Origin of the sequence: Ureibacillus sinduriensis BLB-1 = JCM 15800, assembly GCF_000772955.1 — a bacterium.
Lineage (GTDB): Bacteria > Bacillota > Bacilli > Bacillales_A > Planococcaceae > Ureibacillus > Ureibacillus sinduriensis.
The window spans coordinates 153,663-169,710 of sequence record NZ_JPVO01000052.1; the positions used below are offsets into that span (position 1 = coordinate 153,663).

Annotated in this window: 15 protein-coding genes; 1 reads left to right on the top strand and 14 read right to left on the bottom strand. The window is 40.5% G+C overall.

The window, feature by feature from the left end; genetic code table 11:
- Window positions 1-38: 38 nt before the first annotated feature.
- The 10 genes from CD33_RS12370 to CD33_RS12415 form a co-directional block, all read right to left on the bottom strand.
- Window positions 39-719, bottom strand: coding sequence for a response regulator (locus tag CD33_RS12370; protein WP_309299204.1), 681 nt, complete (start codon window positions 717-719; stop codon window positions 39-41).
- Window positions 716-2,311 (bottom strand): ATP-binding protein, encoded by a 1,596-nt coding sequence (locus tag CD33_RS12375; protein ID WP_036201184.1) that lies wholly within the window; start codon window positions 2,309-2,311, stop codon window positions 716-718. The genes CD33_RS12370 and CD33_RS12375 overlap by 4 nt, the downstream gene beginning before the upstream one ends.
- A 352-nt stretch (window positions 2,312-2,663) precedes the next feature.
- Window positions 2,664-3,665 carry a DUF418 domain-containing protein gene (locus CD33_RS12380; RefSeq protein WP_036201186.1) on the bottom strand — a complete coding sequence of 334 codons (1,002 nt, stop codon included), beginning with the start codon at window positions 3,663-3,665 and terminating at the stop codon, window positions 2,664-2,666.
- Window positions 3,666-3,829: 164 nt separating this feature from the next.
- On the bottom strand, window positions 3,830-4,843 hold the full coding sequence (locus CD33_RS12385; protein WP_036201188.1) for a sensor histidine kinase: 1,014 nt from the start codon (window positions 4,841-4,843) through the stop codon (window positions 3,830-3,832).
- On the bottom strand, window positions 4,840-5,508 hold the full coding sequence (locus tag CD33_RS12390; protein WP_036201190.1) for a response regulator transcription factor: 669 nt from the start codon (window positions 5,506-5,508) through the stop codon (window positions 4,840-4,842). The genes CD33_RS12385 and CD33_RS12390 overlap by 4 nt, the downstream gene beginning before the upstream one ends.
- 357 nt (window positions 5,509-5,865) lie before the next feature.
- Complete coding sequence (locus CD33_RS12395) at window positions 5,866-6,642, bottom strand: GNAT family N-acetyltransferase (protein WP_036201192.1); 777 nt, start codon at window positions 6,640-6,642, stop codon at window positions 5,866-5,868.
- A 336-nt stretch (window positions 6,643-6,978) separates the two neighbouring features.
- Window positions 6,979-7,869, bottom strand: coding sequence for a DMT family transporter (locus tag CD33_RS12400; protein WP_036201193.1), 891 nt, complete (start codon window positions 7,867-7,869; stop codon window positions 6,979-6,981).
- A gap of 220 nt (window positions 7,870-8,089) precedes the next feature.
- Entirely contained in the window at window positions 8,090-8,914 is an 825-nt protein-coding gene (locus tag CD33_RS12405; RefSeq protein WP_036201195.1) for an aldo/keto reductase, read from the bottom strand.
- A gap of 211 nt (window positions 8,915-9,125) precedes the next feature.
- Entirely contained in the window at window positions 9,126-10,082 is a 957-nt protein-coding gene (locus CD33_RS12410) for an alpha/beta hydrolase (protein WP_036201197.1), read from the bottom strand.
- 61 nt (window positions 10,083-10,143) lie between these two features.
- Complete coding sequence (locus CD33_RS12415; RefSeq protein WP_036201199.1) at window positions 10,144-11,769, bottom strand: flavin-containing monooxygenase; 1,626 nt, start codon at window positions 11,767-11,769, stop codon at window positions 10,144-10,146.
- A 269-nt stretch (window positions 11,770-12,038) separates the two neighbouring features.
- Here CD33_RS12415 and CD33_RS12420 point away from each other — a divergent pair, with 269 nt between their 5' ends.
- Window positions 12,039-12,728 (top strand): helix-turn-helix domain-containing protein, encoded by a 690-nt coding sequence (locus CD33_RS12420; protein WP_036201201.1) that lies wholly within the window; start codon window positions 12,039-12,041, stop codon window positions 12,726-12,728.
- A 112-nt stretch (window positions 12,729-12,840) separates the two neighbouring features.
- Here the strand turns inward: CD33_RS12420 and CD33_RS12425 are convergent, their stop codons facing one another.
- From CD33_RS12425 to CD33_RS12440, 4 genes are all read right to left on the bottom strand, one after another.
- Window positions 12,841-13,458, bottom strand: a complete 618-nt coding sequence (locus CD33_RS12425; protein WP_036201203.1) for a bifunctional 4-hydroxy-2-oxoglutarate aldolase/2-dehydro-3-deoxy-phosphogluconate aldolase — start codon at window positions 13,456-13,458, stop codon at window positions 12,841-12,843.
- A 12-nt stretch (window positions 13,459-13,470) separates the two neighbouring features.
- Window positions 13,471-14,418 carry a sugar kinase gene (locus CD33_RS12430; protein WP_036201207.1) on the bottom strand — a complete coding sequence of 316 codons (948 nt, stop codon included), beginning with the start codon at window positions 14,416-14,418 and terminating at the stop codon, window positions 13,471-13,473.
- A 25-nt stretch (window positions 14,419-14,443) separates the two neighbouring features.
- Complete coding sequence (gene kduD, locus CD33_RS12435) at window positions 14,444-15,208, bottom strand: 2-dehydro-3-deoxy-D-gluconate 5-dehydrogenase KduD (protein WP_036201208.1); 765 nt, start codon at window positions 15,206-15,208, stop codon at window positions 14,444-14,446.
- Between the two features lie 84 nt (window positions 15,209-15,292).
- The gene (locus tag CD33_RS12440; RefSeq protein ID WP_036201210.1) at window positions 15,293-16,048 is read right to left on the bottom strand and encodes an SDR family NAD(P)-dependent oxidoreductase; all 756 of its coding nucleotides are present in this window, start codon (window positions 16,046-16,048) and stop codon (window positions 15,293-15,295) included.

A 16,048-nucleotide genomic window follows, 5' to 3' on the forward strand; every position in this document is an offset into this window, starting at 1 on the left:
CACGAAAAATTTGAATCATCATGTAACTATCTTCTCAATTATATTTTATAGTATCTTCTCTCCGGTCTGCCTACTACGCCATAGACCACTTCCGCCTTGCATTCTTTTACCGTGATCAAGTATTCGAGATAGCGTCTCGCAGTCGTCCGTGAAGCACCAATTTGTTCGCTGACTTGCTCTGCCGACAGCCCCGAACTACTGGACCGGAGCACTTCCGTCACTTTGACCAGTGTAATTTCGTCGATTCCCTTCGGCAAAGTCGATTCCCTTGCATGATTGTGGGATGTCGATCTATTAAAGAGGCGATTGACAAAATCCTGGTCGATTTCTTGTTTGGATTCGAGCAACTCCGATTTTTGAAGATACTCCTCGATCGTCTGATGGAACATTTCCATTTTTACTGGTTTTATCAAATATTGCTCCACACCATAATGGAGTGCCTTTGAAAGCATTTCTTTATCCGTAGCCGCTGTAATCATAATAATATCCACATCGGGAAATTGCTTGCGGATAATTGGCAAAAGCTCGGTACCAAGTTGGTCGGGCATATACACATCTAGCAATAGCAAGTTCGGGTTTTGCTCCTTCAGTAATTCGATTGTTTCTTTGCCGTTTAACGCTTTTCCCACGACTTCGATTTCTTTGAAATTACTCAAGAATTTTTCATGGATTGCCGCGACTCGAAAATCATCTTCTGCTATGACTGCTCTAATATTCACCGTTCATCCCCTCCTAACGGTTTCTTGGGAAGATACACTGTAAATAACGTGTTCTCTTTACCATTTTGCACTTCTATAATGCCCCCAAGCTCCTTTACTGCCTTATTCGCATTGAATAGTCCATATCCTCTTGGGTTTTCCCCTTCTTTTGAAGTAAAGCCACGGTTAAATAACGCCGGCAAATCATCGTCCGAAATGCCGTATCCATTGTCACTTACTTCAAAAATAATATCTTCTCCTAAGTCGGTGGCGAAAAATTTAACGCTTGGACTTCCGCTGCTATGAACCGCCTCAAATGCATTATCAATTATATTGCCCAAAATTAGGGTTAGTTGCGATAGATTGATATGCTCCGGCAATTTATCGATGTAGCTTTCAGAATCAATTTCAAATACGATTTTCTTTTCGGATGCCTTACCCAACTTCCCTAGCAGGATGACCTGAACTTTCGTATCCTTGATCTGCTTGAAGACAATTTGATTCTGGAATTCCAGTTCGGAAGTCTCGCCTTGAATCATCTTGATTGCTTCTTCATACTCACCCAACTGCAATAAGCCTGATAATACATATAACTTATTAGTGAACTCATGCGTTTGGGCACGCAATTCTTCAGAGTATGTCTTCATTTCCGATAACGTGTTGATCATTTGTTCGATTTCGGTTTTTTCGCGGAATGAAGCGACAACCCCTCCAACATTTTTCCCATCCAATATGGGTGTACAGCTGACAATTATCGTTTTTTCTTTCCAGGTCATTTCTTTATCAAACTGTGGGTGTCCTGTCTTCAATACTTCGTATAACTGACTGGCCGGGAATAAACCATCTACCTTCGAATGCCGGACCGACCCACTGATCCCAAGCAGAACCTTTGCCCGCTGATTCATCGAAGTAATCATGCCTTTATTATTTATCGACAATATGCCTTCTTGCACGGAATGCAATACAGCATTTTTTTCTTTATAAAGATTGGCAATTTCGTACGGCTCCAATCCCATCGTATCTTTCCTGATACTCCTTGAAAGCAGGTAGCTGCCCAGGATGGAGGCGATGATAGCCACTATAGAAATGAGCATTTCTTTCGATAAAATTTTAAATATCTGTTTTTCAATGTCATCTACCAAAAACCCGACCGAAACCACACCGATTATCTCGCCATCCTCGTTGAATATCGGTGATTTCCCGCGCATCGACCGCCCCAATGAACCTTTCGCTTCGGATACATAATATTCGCCTTGCTCAATCGCTCTTAAACTGTCACCACCGGTCATTTTCTTGCCGATTTCATTTTTCTTTGGATGGGAATAGCGAATCCCTTCACGATTTCCCACTACAATAAATTCAGCCCCCGTTTTCACTCGGATTTTCTCAACAATCGGCTGAATGCGCTCCGAGGGGTTTTCCAGCTCAAATGCCTCGATGATGGAGGGCATTACAGAAACGGATTTTGATATTTCCAAAGCCAAGCGGCCCCGTTCTAGTTCAATTTGCTTTCCATTCATGTGCGTATAATAAGATGTTAAGAGAAGGATCAGTAGAAGGCTAAGTGACATCGTTAGCCCTAAAATCTTTTTATGTAGTGATACTTTTACCATAAGCAGCAACCTTTTTATGTTCATTTCTCTTTATTCTAGCGATATTTATAAGTTCCTTCAAATTACTTTTTAATAGTTCCAGCATTTCGCACGCAAATACAGTCAATTACTTCCCCTATATTGAACTTAACATAATTTCATAAATGTTTTAAAGGCATTATTTGAGTACAGCACCTCACATATTCGAACAATTACTTATTTCCATGCAAAACCACACATCACTAATAGCCTCGTTATAAAATCATTAAAGTACGGCAGCATATGGGTGGCTGTGTTCACCATCCTTTCTTTAATTAAACGAACAAAAAGATGGATCCTTACATGATAAAGACCCATCCCTGATTCGTCAGCATTATTTAAATTTTGAATACGTACCCATTCTCCATAATTTTTCGAGCGGTCCATATGTGAAACGTTGAAGCCACAGTGTGCTTATCACAATGAGTGCCAAATTAATGCCGAGCGTCATCCAACCGGTCTGGGTATAGGTCAAAGTTGCATTGTCCAAAAGCACTTTCCCGATAAACAACATCAACACGGTTTGACCAATATAATTGGTCAGAGCCATGCGACCGAAAAATTTTAATGGACTTAACATTCTCCGCATCCCTTTCCATTGAACGAGACAAACAATCAAAGTAACGAAAAATCCGGAAATTAGCGGCGCCGTGTACAGCGTCATATCATATAGGAATAAGATTTTATCAATTTCGCTCTGTGAATTTTCTTGGATAAAATAATGTGTCGATGGCAGGTGCAAATAACCATAAAGAATGGCGATGGCCGCACCTATAAAGAAGAGAATCGCTGCGATGGTCCATTTCCTTTTATTCGCCTCTATTTTATAAAATAGTCCATACTGCCCCGCTGCAATACCCAGTAAAATTAGCGGCAGCGGCATTAATATTTTTGCCCCCAGCAATTCCACAATGACCAGTAATACAAGGCCCAATAATAGATTTAGTTGCTTTGGAAATTTCATCGTGACCATCAAAATGAAGCCGATGATCGCATAGATGAACAGTGCCTCACCCGGGTGAAACTGCATATGTATTAAGCCGAATATCAACAAGATTGCCAGACGCTTCGCAAAAAGGATGTACGCCCTTTCCCCTTTCGCCTGGGCCCGTGTCATAAAAATGGAAAAACCTACTCCAAATAAAAAGGTAAATATCGTGAAAAACTTCCCTTCAAATACTAACTGCAAAAAATAAAAATACTTTGTATCCCCCACAGAACTTGGGAGTTCCACATTTAACACTGCAGGTATATTAAGAAAAAGAATGCCGAACAATGCAAAGCCTCTTAGTACATCCAACACTTCAACTCTCTCATTATTTTCAATTGGTTTCATTAAATCCATCTCCTTTTCAACGAGAATCTCTATGCAAATATTAACCTATCACGGCGACCAAAAAATTGCATATCGATTTAGATTTCATGAAAGTTACATTTTTGTGACATAAAAAAACAGATTTATGCTCAACAATGCCATAAATCCGTATTTATGAATATGAATCAACCCAATAAGTTCACGCTGCCGAGTGGAAAAATAATACTCACCTTTGTGCCTTCCCCTGGTTTTGATGTCAACGCAAGTCCCAACCCGAGCTGTTCGGCAAGTTTCCTGCATAGGTAAAGCCCGATGCCCGTCGATCTTCCATACTTTCTCCCGTTCTCACCGGTAAAGCCTTTTTCAAACACCCTATTTAAATCCTTTTCTGCAATCCCGATGCCATTATCCTCTATCATGAGCACAATATTATTCTCATTTCTCGTTGTAGACACTTTTACGTTGCCATTGCTTTCCCTGATGTATTTAATGGAATTCCCTATTATTTGATTCAATATGAATTCCAACCATTTAACGTCGCTATACACAGTGCCCTCGACAGTTTCAATATCGACGGAGATACTTTTGCTAATAAAGTCTCTGGAATTTTTCTTTATCACATTTTTAACGAGAGTGGCTAAAGGAACTTCTTTAATAATATAATCTTTGCTCACATTATTGCTTCTTGAGTAATATAATACTTGTTCGATGTATTCCTCAATTTTCTTTATTTCGTGGTGGATATTTCTCGTTGTGTCATTTTGATTATTTTCGATTATTAATCTGGTCGAAGAAATGGGGGTCTTGATTTCATGTACCCATGTCTCAATATACTCCCGATATTCACTTTGCATATCGCGATATTTTTTTACATGCTCATGCATATCCTTATTCGCTTGTTTTAATAAATCGTAAAAGACCTTCCCCTCAATAAAGTCAGGTTCTTTCATGATTTCGGTAAGCAAATACTTTTGATCTAAACTTTCCATAATATTGTTTGACTCACTGTAAAAATTCCTCTGCTTAATAAATTCGACAATGATATAGGAAAACACGGGGAAAAACCATATGCAGAATATGAGGAAGATGATGTTATGGCTTATATTGACCAGCAGCATAATGCCGCAGATGACAATAAATAAGATGAAATTGACGAGCAGGAACAATGTGCGATCTTTTAAGTAATCTTTTATGCTCATGGTAGTATGTATCCTAATCCACGTCTCGTTTCGATACTTTCTTTCATCCCCACTCCATCAAGTTTTTTTCTGAGCCGCGTGACATTCACGGATAAATTATTATCGTCAACGAATATGTCCGAGTTCCACATAAAGTCCATTAAGTCATCCCTCGATACGATTTTTCCTTTGTTTTTTATCAAGCAGGACAGTATTTTAAGTTCATTCTTCGTCAGCTCCACTGTCATCCCTTTAAAGGTCAGGGAACCGTTGGACAGATTAACTTTCAGATCATTGTATGCCAATATCTCTCCATTATTGGATCCCTGGACTCTCCTTAGAATCGATTCAATTCTCGCCAAAAGAATTTGAGTATTATATGGTTTTGTAATAAAATCATCCGCACCGAGGTTCATGCTCATCAGTTCGTCCATCTCGTTATCCCTGCTTGTCACTACTACAATAGGCACATCCGAGACTTTCCTGATTTCTCTGCATATATAATATCCATCAAATACAGGCAGGTTTATATCCAAGAGTATGAGATCCGGTTCTTCCCCTAGCGTTTCATTTATAATATTATCAAAGTCAGTTGGTGCAACAACGTCATAGCCATATCGAGTTAAGAACGTTTTAAGCTCTTCTCTTATCGTTTCCGTATCTTCTATAAGAATAATTTTGGACATAGATTCACTCCCTATGTATATTCTTCATTTCTCTCTATATTAGAACTTAGCGTCAAAAATTTGATGGCAAAAGTTCTTTGTCTCTACTACTTATATCATGCTTGGCAGCTGGTTTTCAAACGTATGTACATTCGAAATGAACCCCGAGCAGTTGCATAACCCCAATAACCATCAGATAAGACTATTCCATCTTTAAGTGGTTTATAAATTTAAAAAGCGTACCCCTAATTAAGAGGTACGACTGATTTGAAGTTGATTCGTTTAAAGCACTTAATTTTTAAGAAAGAATGGACTCGTTTTGTCCTATCAAAAAAGATGCCTAGTAATATGGGTTAAATTACAGAAGAATTATAATTTCTACTTAAGAGTAGGTGACTGGCACCCATTGGAGTATGCGAGACAAATAAAACCAAGCTTTTCCAAAATCGGTCTACTCATTGGACTGGCATCAACAGTAAGGATAGGATGCCCCTTCTCAAATGCTTTTTGAGCACGAGCAGCTAATAGTTTTGTGTAGTAACCTTTTCCTCGGTACAACGGAAGCGTCGATCCTCCCCATAAGCTGGCAAATGACGAGTGCTTCTCCAAGTACATCCACGCAGCACTTACTAGCTGCCCATCTTCATAAATTCCGTAAATGTATAGGGATTCAGGATTATTTCGTTTATCTCTCCACAGTCTTTCTCCAAGCTCAGCATGAGATTCATTCCAAATAGCGTCTTCCAAAACAATAATATCCTGAATACCTTGTTCATTCGTAATTTCCTTTACACCGAGGAGTTGGCGATTAGTAAGCAGGGTGTGTTCATCATCTATCTTCATGACCATCAGTGCTTCCGGATCCCCAATTGTAAAACCCTCTTGCTCGAGAATTTCTTTCAGATTATCAGGCTTATCATAACTGTATACTTTCCATTCAAAATCCTGCTTAATGTCACTAAAATACGTTAACTCTTTTTTAATAATTTCCCTCGCATTTTCCGAGTTCACATTTGAATAGATTATGAATCCATTCTCACCAAACTGTGAAACATGACGCACAACATTTTCCGTTTCCTCTCTTATGAAACCTTGTACTTGGGACTCATATCGAAGTTCTTTGTTGAAAAGTTGAATTAATTCATTTTTATCCATGACATGCTCCTTTTTTTAGACGGTGTTGAAAGTTGTACTATTATTCCTTTAAATCGTGATTAGGCTCATTCTTTGTGTGAATCCTACCGACCTGTTGAAAAATTCCTCTCACAAGTAATGCGCACTTTTTCCTTCACCTTTTCTTTGTATGTTACAGTCATTTTCAAATTTCCGTAACCTTGCCGAAAATACTAATTAACATAACAAGCGTGCAAAAATTTATTTGAAAAATCCTATAGAAATCAAAATTTTTATATTATTTGAACTCCTGAATCGTTAAGTATATTTGTTCTTGTAGGTCAATCCAGTGTATCGAAATAATCGCGCTTCAACATATCATTCCAATTTTGACAGCTCTTCAGTAGTGACTTTTCTTTGCTGCATCAAAAATAAAAACACTCCCGATAAAACAACCGCTCCCCCGATAATCTGCAAGGCCATCACACGTTCACCCAGAAGGATTACCGCCAGGATTGTTGCCCCGATCGGTTCGCCTAAAATGCTCATCGACACCGTTGTCGTGTTGATATAATTCAATAAATAGTTATAGATGACATGGGCCATCGTTGGGAAAATCGCCAATAACAAGAAAATGCCCCATTCCCGTGTATCATAGCCAACAATAGGTGTACCTGCAAAGAGGTTGTACACCGTTAATGTAATTCCTGCAAAAAAGAAAACACTGAAACTGTAGATCCAATGCGAAATCTTTTTCACATTGTTCTGGCCAATGAGCAAATACCCCACGACTGCGATGACGCTTAAAAAAGATAAAATATCTCCAATAATCATCGACTTGCTATTCAACCCAAAGTCCCCCCAACCAACCATAACGACACCGACCATCGAAACCCCTATCGTCAATAAGGCAAAAATATTCGTTCTTTCTTTAAAAACAAGAAATCCCCCTATAAGAGCAATGATTGGCTGTAATGTAAGTATGATTGTCGAACTGGCCACGGTTGTTAGTTTCAAAGATTCAAACCACAATGCAAAATGAAGGGCTAGAAACACACCGGAGATGAATAAAAATAGCCAATCCTTTTTAGTTAGTTTCATAAATTCTCTTCTTTTCACGACTATTACGGGCAATAACAAAACGCATGCCAAAAACATGCGGTACATACTTATTACAGTTGCTGGTGCTTCCGACCATTTTACAAAAATCGCTGCAAATGATATAGCGATTATCGAAATTGTAAGTAATAATCCGACTGGTTTTTTCATACTTTCCTCCTTTTTAACTTATGGTATTGCCTTTAAATTTTGCGTTCTTTAAACAGATTTGTGTAAGCCCGCGTCAAATTTCTTTCAGTAACTTTATCAAGCATCAAATACTTTTTGCTATATGTATGCCTTTTTTTACTATTACTCGAAGTTGCTTCCGTATAAGTAATTTATCACCCATCAAAAAAGCACCTTCAATAAAGAAGGCGCCCGTAAATAATTATTGGTTATACGCATCATCCGGGTTTAATGCTGTGCGGTGACCTGTGTTTAAAGCGGTGATTGCTGAGACTTCATTGCTTTGCAGGCTAAAGTCAAAGATATTGAAATTTTCTGCTATGCGTTCAGGTGTGGATGATTTTGGAATGACGATATTGCCGATTTCCAATTGCCAGCGCAAGATGATTTGAGCCGGAGTTTTTTCATACTTGTCCGCCAATTTTTTCACAACCGGGTGCGTGAACAAGATGCCTGTACCAAGTGGTGCCCAAGCTGTAATCACGATATTTTCTTTTGCACAAAACTCACGCAGCGCATCCTGTGATAAAGATGGATGAAGTTCGATTTGGTTGACCATAGGTTTAACTGAGCACTCTTTATACAGCTGCTCGAAGTGATGTTCGTGGAAATTGGAAACCCCCGGTACGCGAATCAGTTTTTCTTCATATAGGCGCTCGATCGCTTTATATGTTTCCACCAATGTCGGCTTTGGCCAATGCACTAAGTATAAGTCCACATATTCCAAATCTAGTTTTTTCAAGGAAGTTTCAAAGGCTTTTAATGTACTGTCGTAACCTTGGTCTGTATTCCATACTTTTGTAGTAATAAATAAATCCTCGCGAGGAATTCCAGAATCTTTGATCGCCCTGCCGACTGCTTCTTCGTTTTCATAAATGGCTGCTGTATCAATCGCACGATAGCCTGCTTCCAATGCATCCACCACACCTCGATAAGCAAGTTCGTGGTCTTTCATCCGGAATGTACCATAACCGACACGCGGCATTTCAACACCATTAGCAAGAGTAATTGACTTCGAAATCGTCATTCTACATTTCCCCTTTATTATTATTTCGATAATAGAATTAATTACATTTAAACTTTACCGAAAATTCGGTAAAAATTCAAAGAATTTATACTCAATTTGCGCACAAAATTTTCAGGTTATTTTTTGAAATATGGGAGTCACCAAGCTAATGGAAAAAGGGCTGCCATTACAAGCAACCCTCCCAACCTGGTGAAAAATCTACTATTCTATATCATTTTGAAGATACGGAACTTGTACGGTTCAATGCGTATTTTACCGCATTGACGTACTCTTGATTTGTGCGCTTACTAATTTCCGCTTCAGGGTTAACAATCTCATAAGCATGATAGCCACCAGGGTAAAGATGGAATTCCACATCGACACCCGCTTGTGCAAGTTTGGTTACATATGTCAGCGTTTCGTCGCGGAATGCATCAAGCTGGCCTACACAAGTATACGTAAATGGCAAGTTTTGAAGTTCCTCGACTGTCGCTCTGGCCGGAGCCGCATAAATTGGCACATCGTCTTTCCCATTTTCGCCATTTAAATAGAAAGACCATCCTTTTTCATTTAAATCATGGTTCCAAATATAATTTCCCCTGATTTCGAAACTCGATGGTGTATTATTTCGATCATCAATCATTGGATATAAAGGCATTTGGAAGCAAATTTCCGGTCCTTTGCGGTCTCTTGCAAGAAGCGACAATCCAGCTGTTAAACCACCACCGGCACTCAATCCTGCAACTCCGATTCGATTCGCATCGACACCGAAGTCCTTCGCATTATCCGCAAACCATTTCAGGGCTGCATAGCAATCTTCCAGTGGTGCTGGGTATGGATGTTCCGGCACCAATCGATAGTCGACGGATACGACTACACACCCGGCTTCATTCACAAACTGCTGACATAATGCATCGTTTTCTTCAGGAGACCCTAAGACATAGCCACCGCCATGAATCCATAAAAGACCAGCCAATTCTTCCGATTTTGAAACAGGTTCATAGATTCGTAGACGTAAATCATTGCCATCCGGGCCTTCAATTATTTTATCGTTAATCGCAATATTCGGATCTTGTGGAGCCAAAGGTGCTTGTGCTGCAGCTGCACGTGCTGCCTCATAATTATCTAAATCTAGTGGCGGAAATAAGTCCAACATCTCAACAATCTCTGGATTCACACGGTTTTTCATTATAAAATTCCCCCTTTGGATTTTAAAAAAGTATAAGCGATTTCCATTCTTCCTTTTACTTCTATTGAAGCACTACATTGGCTTGTGCTTTTTCAAACGAAAAGCCTTCATAATGGTTGTCGGCAACCTGATCACAAATTTGTTTATAGTTATTTAATCCACCTACATAAATGACAAATCCACGTTGCGCCCCATCAATATTCGCCCCTGTGTACCAGGAATTTGTATGCGGGAAAAGGGTCGCGTTGGCTAGGTCATCACATTGTCTTCCCCACTTCAGTTCCGATACTTTTTGAGCTTCGATTGTTTGCAGAGCATTTGTTTCCAAATATTCGATACAATGGTCGATCCAATCTACATGCTGTTCAATCGCGGCCGGCATGTTCGTTAGGACGGAAGGGCTTTGTGGCCCAGTGATCATAAAGAAGTTCGGGAAGTTTTCCATTGTTAAGCCAAGATATGTTTTGACATCCCGACCCTCCCCCCACTTCTCCTGAATCGTTTGGCCGTCCCTTCCTTGAATATCAATTTTCAAAAGCGAGCCCGTCATTGCTTCATAACCCGTTGCGTATATAATTACATCACACTCAATTGTTCCATCACTCAACTTCACGCCATCTTCCACAATGCCTTGAATTGGGTTTTCTTTTAATGAGACCAGATTTACATGCTCCTCATTAAAAATTTCATAGAAGTTCGTTCCGATAATCAATCGCTTTGTCGTAATATAGTAATCTGGATGAAGAAGCTGGGCTTTTTCAGGATTTTCAATGATTTCGTCAATTTTATCGCGGACATATTGGGAAACAACAAAGTTCGTCTCCTTATTTATGCCTGTATCCGTATAAACGGAACCTAGTGCAAGACCACCCGTATCCCAAACGTAGTCAAGGGTCTCTTTTTGTTGCTGTGCAGTAAATTCAGTAGCCGATTTTCCGGTAGTATACATGCTGATGCCTCCGGGTGTTGTTGAAAAAGAATCACGGATTTCCGCATAGTTTGCGATTGCCTGATCCTGCTCCTCCTTACTTAACCTCTTATTCCGCGCTTCAGCGACATAGTGAGGGGTACGCATTAAGAGCGTAAGTTCCTTTGCTTCTTTTGCAATCTCGGGCATTGCTTGTACTCCACTCGAGCCATTCCCGATAATGACCACCCGTTTCCCGGTAAAATCCACTTTTTCATGCGGCCAACGCCCCGTATGATACTGCTCACCCTTGAACGTTTCAGTACCTTCAAATGGCGGTATATTCGTCGTCGATAAACACCCGACCCCACTGATGAAGTATTTCGCTGTGAAGGTTTCATTGCTGTCGGTTTCAATCTCCCATTGCTTTCGTTCATTATTGAATTTTGCTTTATTAACCCGTGTTTTAAATTGTATATTCGGCCGTAAATCCAGCTCGTCCGCCACGAAATTCAAATATTCCAATATTTCAGGCTGTGATGCATAGCGATCCTTCCAGCGCCATTTTTTATACAGTTCCTCTGAGAATGTGAAGTTGTAGAAAATTGAGTCGGAATCACACTTCGCCCCTGGATAGCGGCTCCAATACCATACGCCTCCGACACCATCCGCAGCTTCAATGACTTTTACCGATAACCCGCGTTGTCGTAGCCTATGCAACATATAAAGCCCTGCAAAACCTGCACCAATCACAACTGCATCAAATTGCTTTTCTCCCATAATATTCCCCCTTGTATGTTCGAAAGATTTGTAGGTACTGTTTCAAAAACTGATACTGATCGCCTGCGTTAAAACGCTTACATTTTTTGACATCCTTTCATCTACTGGAATTACAGACTTTCGTATGCAATATCATCTTATCAACTATCAATCATCTACAACATTCCTACTTTTAGCTATTTTTCCTACCATAATCGGGTCAATTTTTTTAGGAAGATTACTACTTTTTAATAGATGCCAATCATATAAATAATAAAGGAGTGATAGATATGCAAAAACTTGCACGGGGCTTGGAAGATAAATTAGCGAATTGTATTCATTTACAAACTCAGGAAGAAAAAATATGCCAAATTCTTCATGCGTTGGACGAACTGTCAATCTGTGATAAAACTTCTTTTTTCCGATACAGTCCCATCGGCTATGTGGGGGAAGGTGTCGCCGCCATGCAAGATGGGCAACTTCAATCCATTTCCTATATTCGGGATGATATCCGCTCTTTGCCGATCGTGAAAACAGCCGTGGAGAAACGTAAAACGACTTACCATGAAGGAAAAGACATCATTACCCTCATATCGAGCCGTTATCACCGCACCGAACCATTAAAAGCCTTGCTGGTTATACCCATCACTGTCAATAATATGACCATTGCTTATTTATGTTGTGAATTTACGAAAAATAGTGTTCGATTTAGCGAACAGGAATTGGACCAGTTTACCATTTTTGGACAATCAGCAGGTGAACTGTTCATCCAACCGCAAATAAATGCTCACCCAAAACTGAGCCCTCGCGAAAACCAAGTTTTGAGAGCGCTTGCAAATGGAATGTCCACAAAGGAATTAACATCGCTTCTCTCTTTAAGCGAAGCGACTGTAAAACAATATATTAAATCCGTACTGATTAAATTGGATGCGAAAAATCGTGCCCATGCCGTGTCGATTTATCTTGGGCAAATGCTATAAGGGGACAAATAAAAAGGATATTGCTCAAGGGGCTTAGTCCTGGCGATATCCTTTTTGAGGTATGCATAATGCTTTTCTATTATTCAATTAAACTTTAAGGGGATCAATAAAATTACTGCAGGCTTTTGTCCCACGCAATGGCTTCATTTGTGATGGCTTCCCAATTTCTTGATTGAAGCCACTCTTTTTTGATCAGGTCACTGCCTGCTCCAACAATAGCGGCTCCCGCCTCTAAATAGGATCTAGCCGTTTCCAGGTTAATGCCGCCTGTAGTCATTATCTGGATGTGTGCCAATGGACCTTTTACATCCTTTATAAACTTCGTTCCGAGAGATGATGCCGGGAAAAGCTTGATCATTTCAGCTCCTGCACTGTATGCTGTTTGCATTTCGGTCGGTGTAAAAACACCGGGGATTACTGGAATATTATGTTCCATACATATTTTGACAACATCCACATTCAAAGATGGCGAAACGATAAATTCAGCACCTGATGCGATTGCTTTTTCACAATCTTCCATTGTTAAAACGGTTCCTGCCCCCACTAATAAGTCTCCACCATTTTGTTGCTTTACATCCCGAATCATCTCGGAAGCATGATCGGAATCCATTGTAATCTCGACAGCTTTTATGCCCCCATCCTTCAATGCTTTCACAAGTTCTTGGCATAGCTCGTAGGGTACTTTCCGTAAAACTGGTATTAACCGAATACCTTGTAATTTATTGTACATTGCCTCATCTTCCTATCTTTCGATTTTCTCACGCGTTCCTAAAAACACTTCAACATCTTCTAAATAGGGTAGTCCTTCATTATCGCCTTCCACTTGTACAACCATTGCCCCAACAGCATTGGCTAGTGTGATGGACTTTTCGATAGACCAGTCTTGTATAATGCCATAAAGAAAAGCTGCATCAAATCCGTCCCCAGCACCTACTGTATCGACGACCTTGCCGACTTTGAATCCTTCCACTTGAATGAGTCGATTGTTTTCCAAATAGGAAGCCCCCAGTGCACCATCTTTGACGACCACATGCTTGATATCAAAGTTTTGTAGCGCCTGGATCATCTCATCTTCATTTGAAGTTTCAAACAAGATTTCAAGTTCTTCACGGCCGGTCAGTAAAAAATCCACGTATGGCAAATAGCTCAACAACGTTTCCCGGGCTTGTTCTTTTGACCAAAGTTTCAACCGGATATTCGGATCAAAAGAAACTTTTACACCGTTCTGTTTGGCGATTTTCAATGCTTCTAATATGATTTGGCGGTTTTGTTCAAGTATCGCCGGGAATACTCCCGTAACATGCAAGATTTTGGCCTTTTTAATATAATCAACCGGCAGCTCCTCTGCCTTAAAAGTCTCGGTCGGGGATTTATGGCGGTAATAAAATGTTTTACTATCGCCTGATGCATGAACTTCCTTGAAATTTAGTGATGTCGGATAGTTTTCGATAAGCTTCACTTCCGAAACATCAATCCCTTCCCCACGCACAGTATTGAGTATGTGGCGGCCAAATTCATCTTTACCCAGTCGGCTAATCCAGCCCGCTTTTAACCCCAGACGTGCACAGCCGATCATCACATTCAATTCCGCCCCGCCAATCTTCCTTTTAAATCCGTCTACATAGCGTAAAGGGCCTTTAACAGACGGATCAAATGTAATCATGCCGTCTCCAATTGTAATAATATCCATATTATTCAACCTCACTCCACTAGATTTAGCGGCCCATCCAGCCTCCATCTACAACTAACACATGGCCTGATACATAATCCGATGCACGGGATGCCAAAAATACAGCTGTTCCCGCTAGATCATCCGCTTGTCCCCAACGTCCTGCCGGAATTCGTTCCAAAATCGATTGATTTCGTACATCATCATTACGGAGTGCCTCCGTATTATTCGTTGAAATATAACCAGGGGCAATCGCATTCACTTGCACCCCTTTGGATGCCCATTCATTTGCCAATGCTTTTGTCAATCCAGCAATCGCATGCTTGCTTGCCGTATAGCTCGGCACATTGATGCCACCCTGGAATGATAATAGAGAAGCAATATTAATAATTTTCCCCGCTCCATTTGCAATCATTTGATTTCCGATTGCTTGGCTAAGCATGAATACGGAATTGATATTAACATCCATTACTCGATTCCATTCTTGTACGTTATGTGCTGCAGCAGGTTCGCGGTAGATCACTCCTGCATTATTTACTAAAATATCGATTTGATATTTTGCCAATACAGGCTCCAATTTTGCTCCTAAATTGTCAACATCGCTCAAGTCGATCAGGAATGTTTCGGAAGTGCCGTTTACATCGGCGATTTTCTCTTGTGTTTCTTGCATATTATCGCGGTGGCCAACTAAAATTAAGTGGGCTCCCGCAGCTGCAAGCCCGACTGAAATGGCCTGCCCGATTCCTGTGCGTGCACCGGTTACTAGTGCCGTTTTACCTTTAAGTGAAAAATAGTCTAATTGAAAACTCATATACTTTCTCTCCTTTTGCCTTATAGGGACTCTATAAAGTAGTTTTAGTCTGAAAAAGGTTTTCTGACATGGCTCTATTAAATGTTATCTGCCCAGCCAGCCACCATCGATTGCGATTGTAAAGCCGTGTACGTAATCCGAGGCGCTTGATGCTAAAAAGATGACGGCACCCTGCATATCTTCCCCTGTTCCCCAGCGTCCTGCCGGAATACGATCCAAGATTTGGCGGCTTCTCACTTCGTCATCAATCAGGGCTTCATTCATATCCGTGGCCATATAACCAGGGGCCACACAGTTTACATTGACACCTTTTGAAGCCCATTCATTTGCCAAGGATTTAGTGAATTGCATGACCGCCCCCTTGCTTGCTGCATAAGCCGGAACAGTAAAGCCACCCTGGAAAGATAGCAAAGAAGCTAAATTAATAATTTTTCCGTTTCCCCGTTCCAACATCGGCTTTCCAAAAACTTGGCATAAGCTAAATACAGCGTTCGCATTGACATTCATCACATAATTCCAATCTTCTTGAGGAAATTCCTCGGATGGGTGCCGTTTCTGGACACCTGCGTTATTCACTAAAATATCAACTTTTCCAAGCTTTTCTTCTATTATAGTTAGGAGCTCTTGATGCATAGGAATATTGGCGATGTCAAAAGCGATCGATACCGCTTTAACACCGAATTGTTTCAATTCACTTACAACTTCCGGACATTCTCCCCTGGAGACAATTGCTACATTGGCTCCCGCTTCAGCCAAGCCAAGCGCGATACTCTTTCCCAATCCGCGGCTGCCCCCTGTGACGACGGCATTTTTACCTGTCAAATCAAATAATCGGTGCAT

Coding starts and splice junctions, on each gene's coding strand:
- CD33_RS12375 (WP_036201184.1), bottom strand. CDS start 2,311: ATGGTAAAAGTATCACTACATAAAAAGATTTTAGGGCTAACGATGTCA.
- CD33_RS12380 (WP_036201186.1), bottom strand. CDS start 3,665: ATGAAACCAATTGAAAATAATGAGAGAGTTGAAGTGTTGGATGTACTA.
- CD33_RS12385 (WP_036201188.1), bottom strand. CDS start 4,843: ATGAGCATAAAAGATTACTTAAAAGATCGCACATTGTTCCTGCTCGTC.
- CD33_RS12390 (WP_036201190.1), bottom strand. CDS start 5,508: ATGTCCAAAATTATTCTTATAGAAGATACGGAAACGATAAGAGAAGAG.
- CD33_RS12395 (WP_036201192.1), bottom strand. CDS start 6,642: ATGGATAAAAATGAATTAATTCAACTTTTCAACAAAGAACTTCGATAT.
- CD33_RS12400 (WP_036201193.1), bottom strand. CDS start 7,869: ATGAAAAAACCAGTCGGATTATTACTTACAATTTCGATAATCGCTATA.
- CD33_RS12405 (WP_036201195.1), bottom strand. CDS start 8,914: ATGACGATTTCGAAGTCAATTACTCTTGCTAATGGTGTTGAAATGCCG.
- CD33_RS12410 (WP_036201197.1), bottom strand. CDS start 10,082: ATGAAAAACCGTGTGAATCCAGAGATTGTTGAGATGTTGGACTTATTT.
- CD33_RS12415 (WP_036201199.1), bottom strand. CDS start 11,769: ATGGGAGAAAAGCAATTTGATGCAGTTGTGATTGGTGCAGGTTTTGCA.
- CD33_RS12420 (WP_036201201.1), top strand. CDS start 12,039: ATGCAAAAACTTGCACGGGGCTTGGAAGATAAATTAGCGAATTGTATT.
- CD33_RS12425 (WP_036201203.1), bottom strand. CDS start 13,458: ATGTACAATAAATTACAAGGTATTCGGTTAATACCAGTTTTACGGAAA.
- CD33_RS12430 (WP_036201207.1), bottom strand. CDS start 14,418: ATGGATATTATTACAATTGGAGACGGCATGATTACATTTGATCCGTCT.
- kduD (WP_036201208.1), bottom strand. CDS start 15,208: ATGAGTTTTCAATTAGACTATTTTTCACTTAAAGGTAAAACGGCACTA.
- CD33_RS12440 (WP_036201210.1), bottom strand. CDS start 16,048: ATGCACCGATTATTTGATTTGACAGGTAAAAATGCCGTCGTCACAGGG.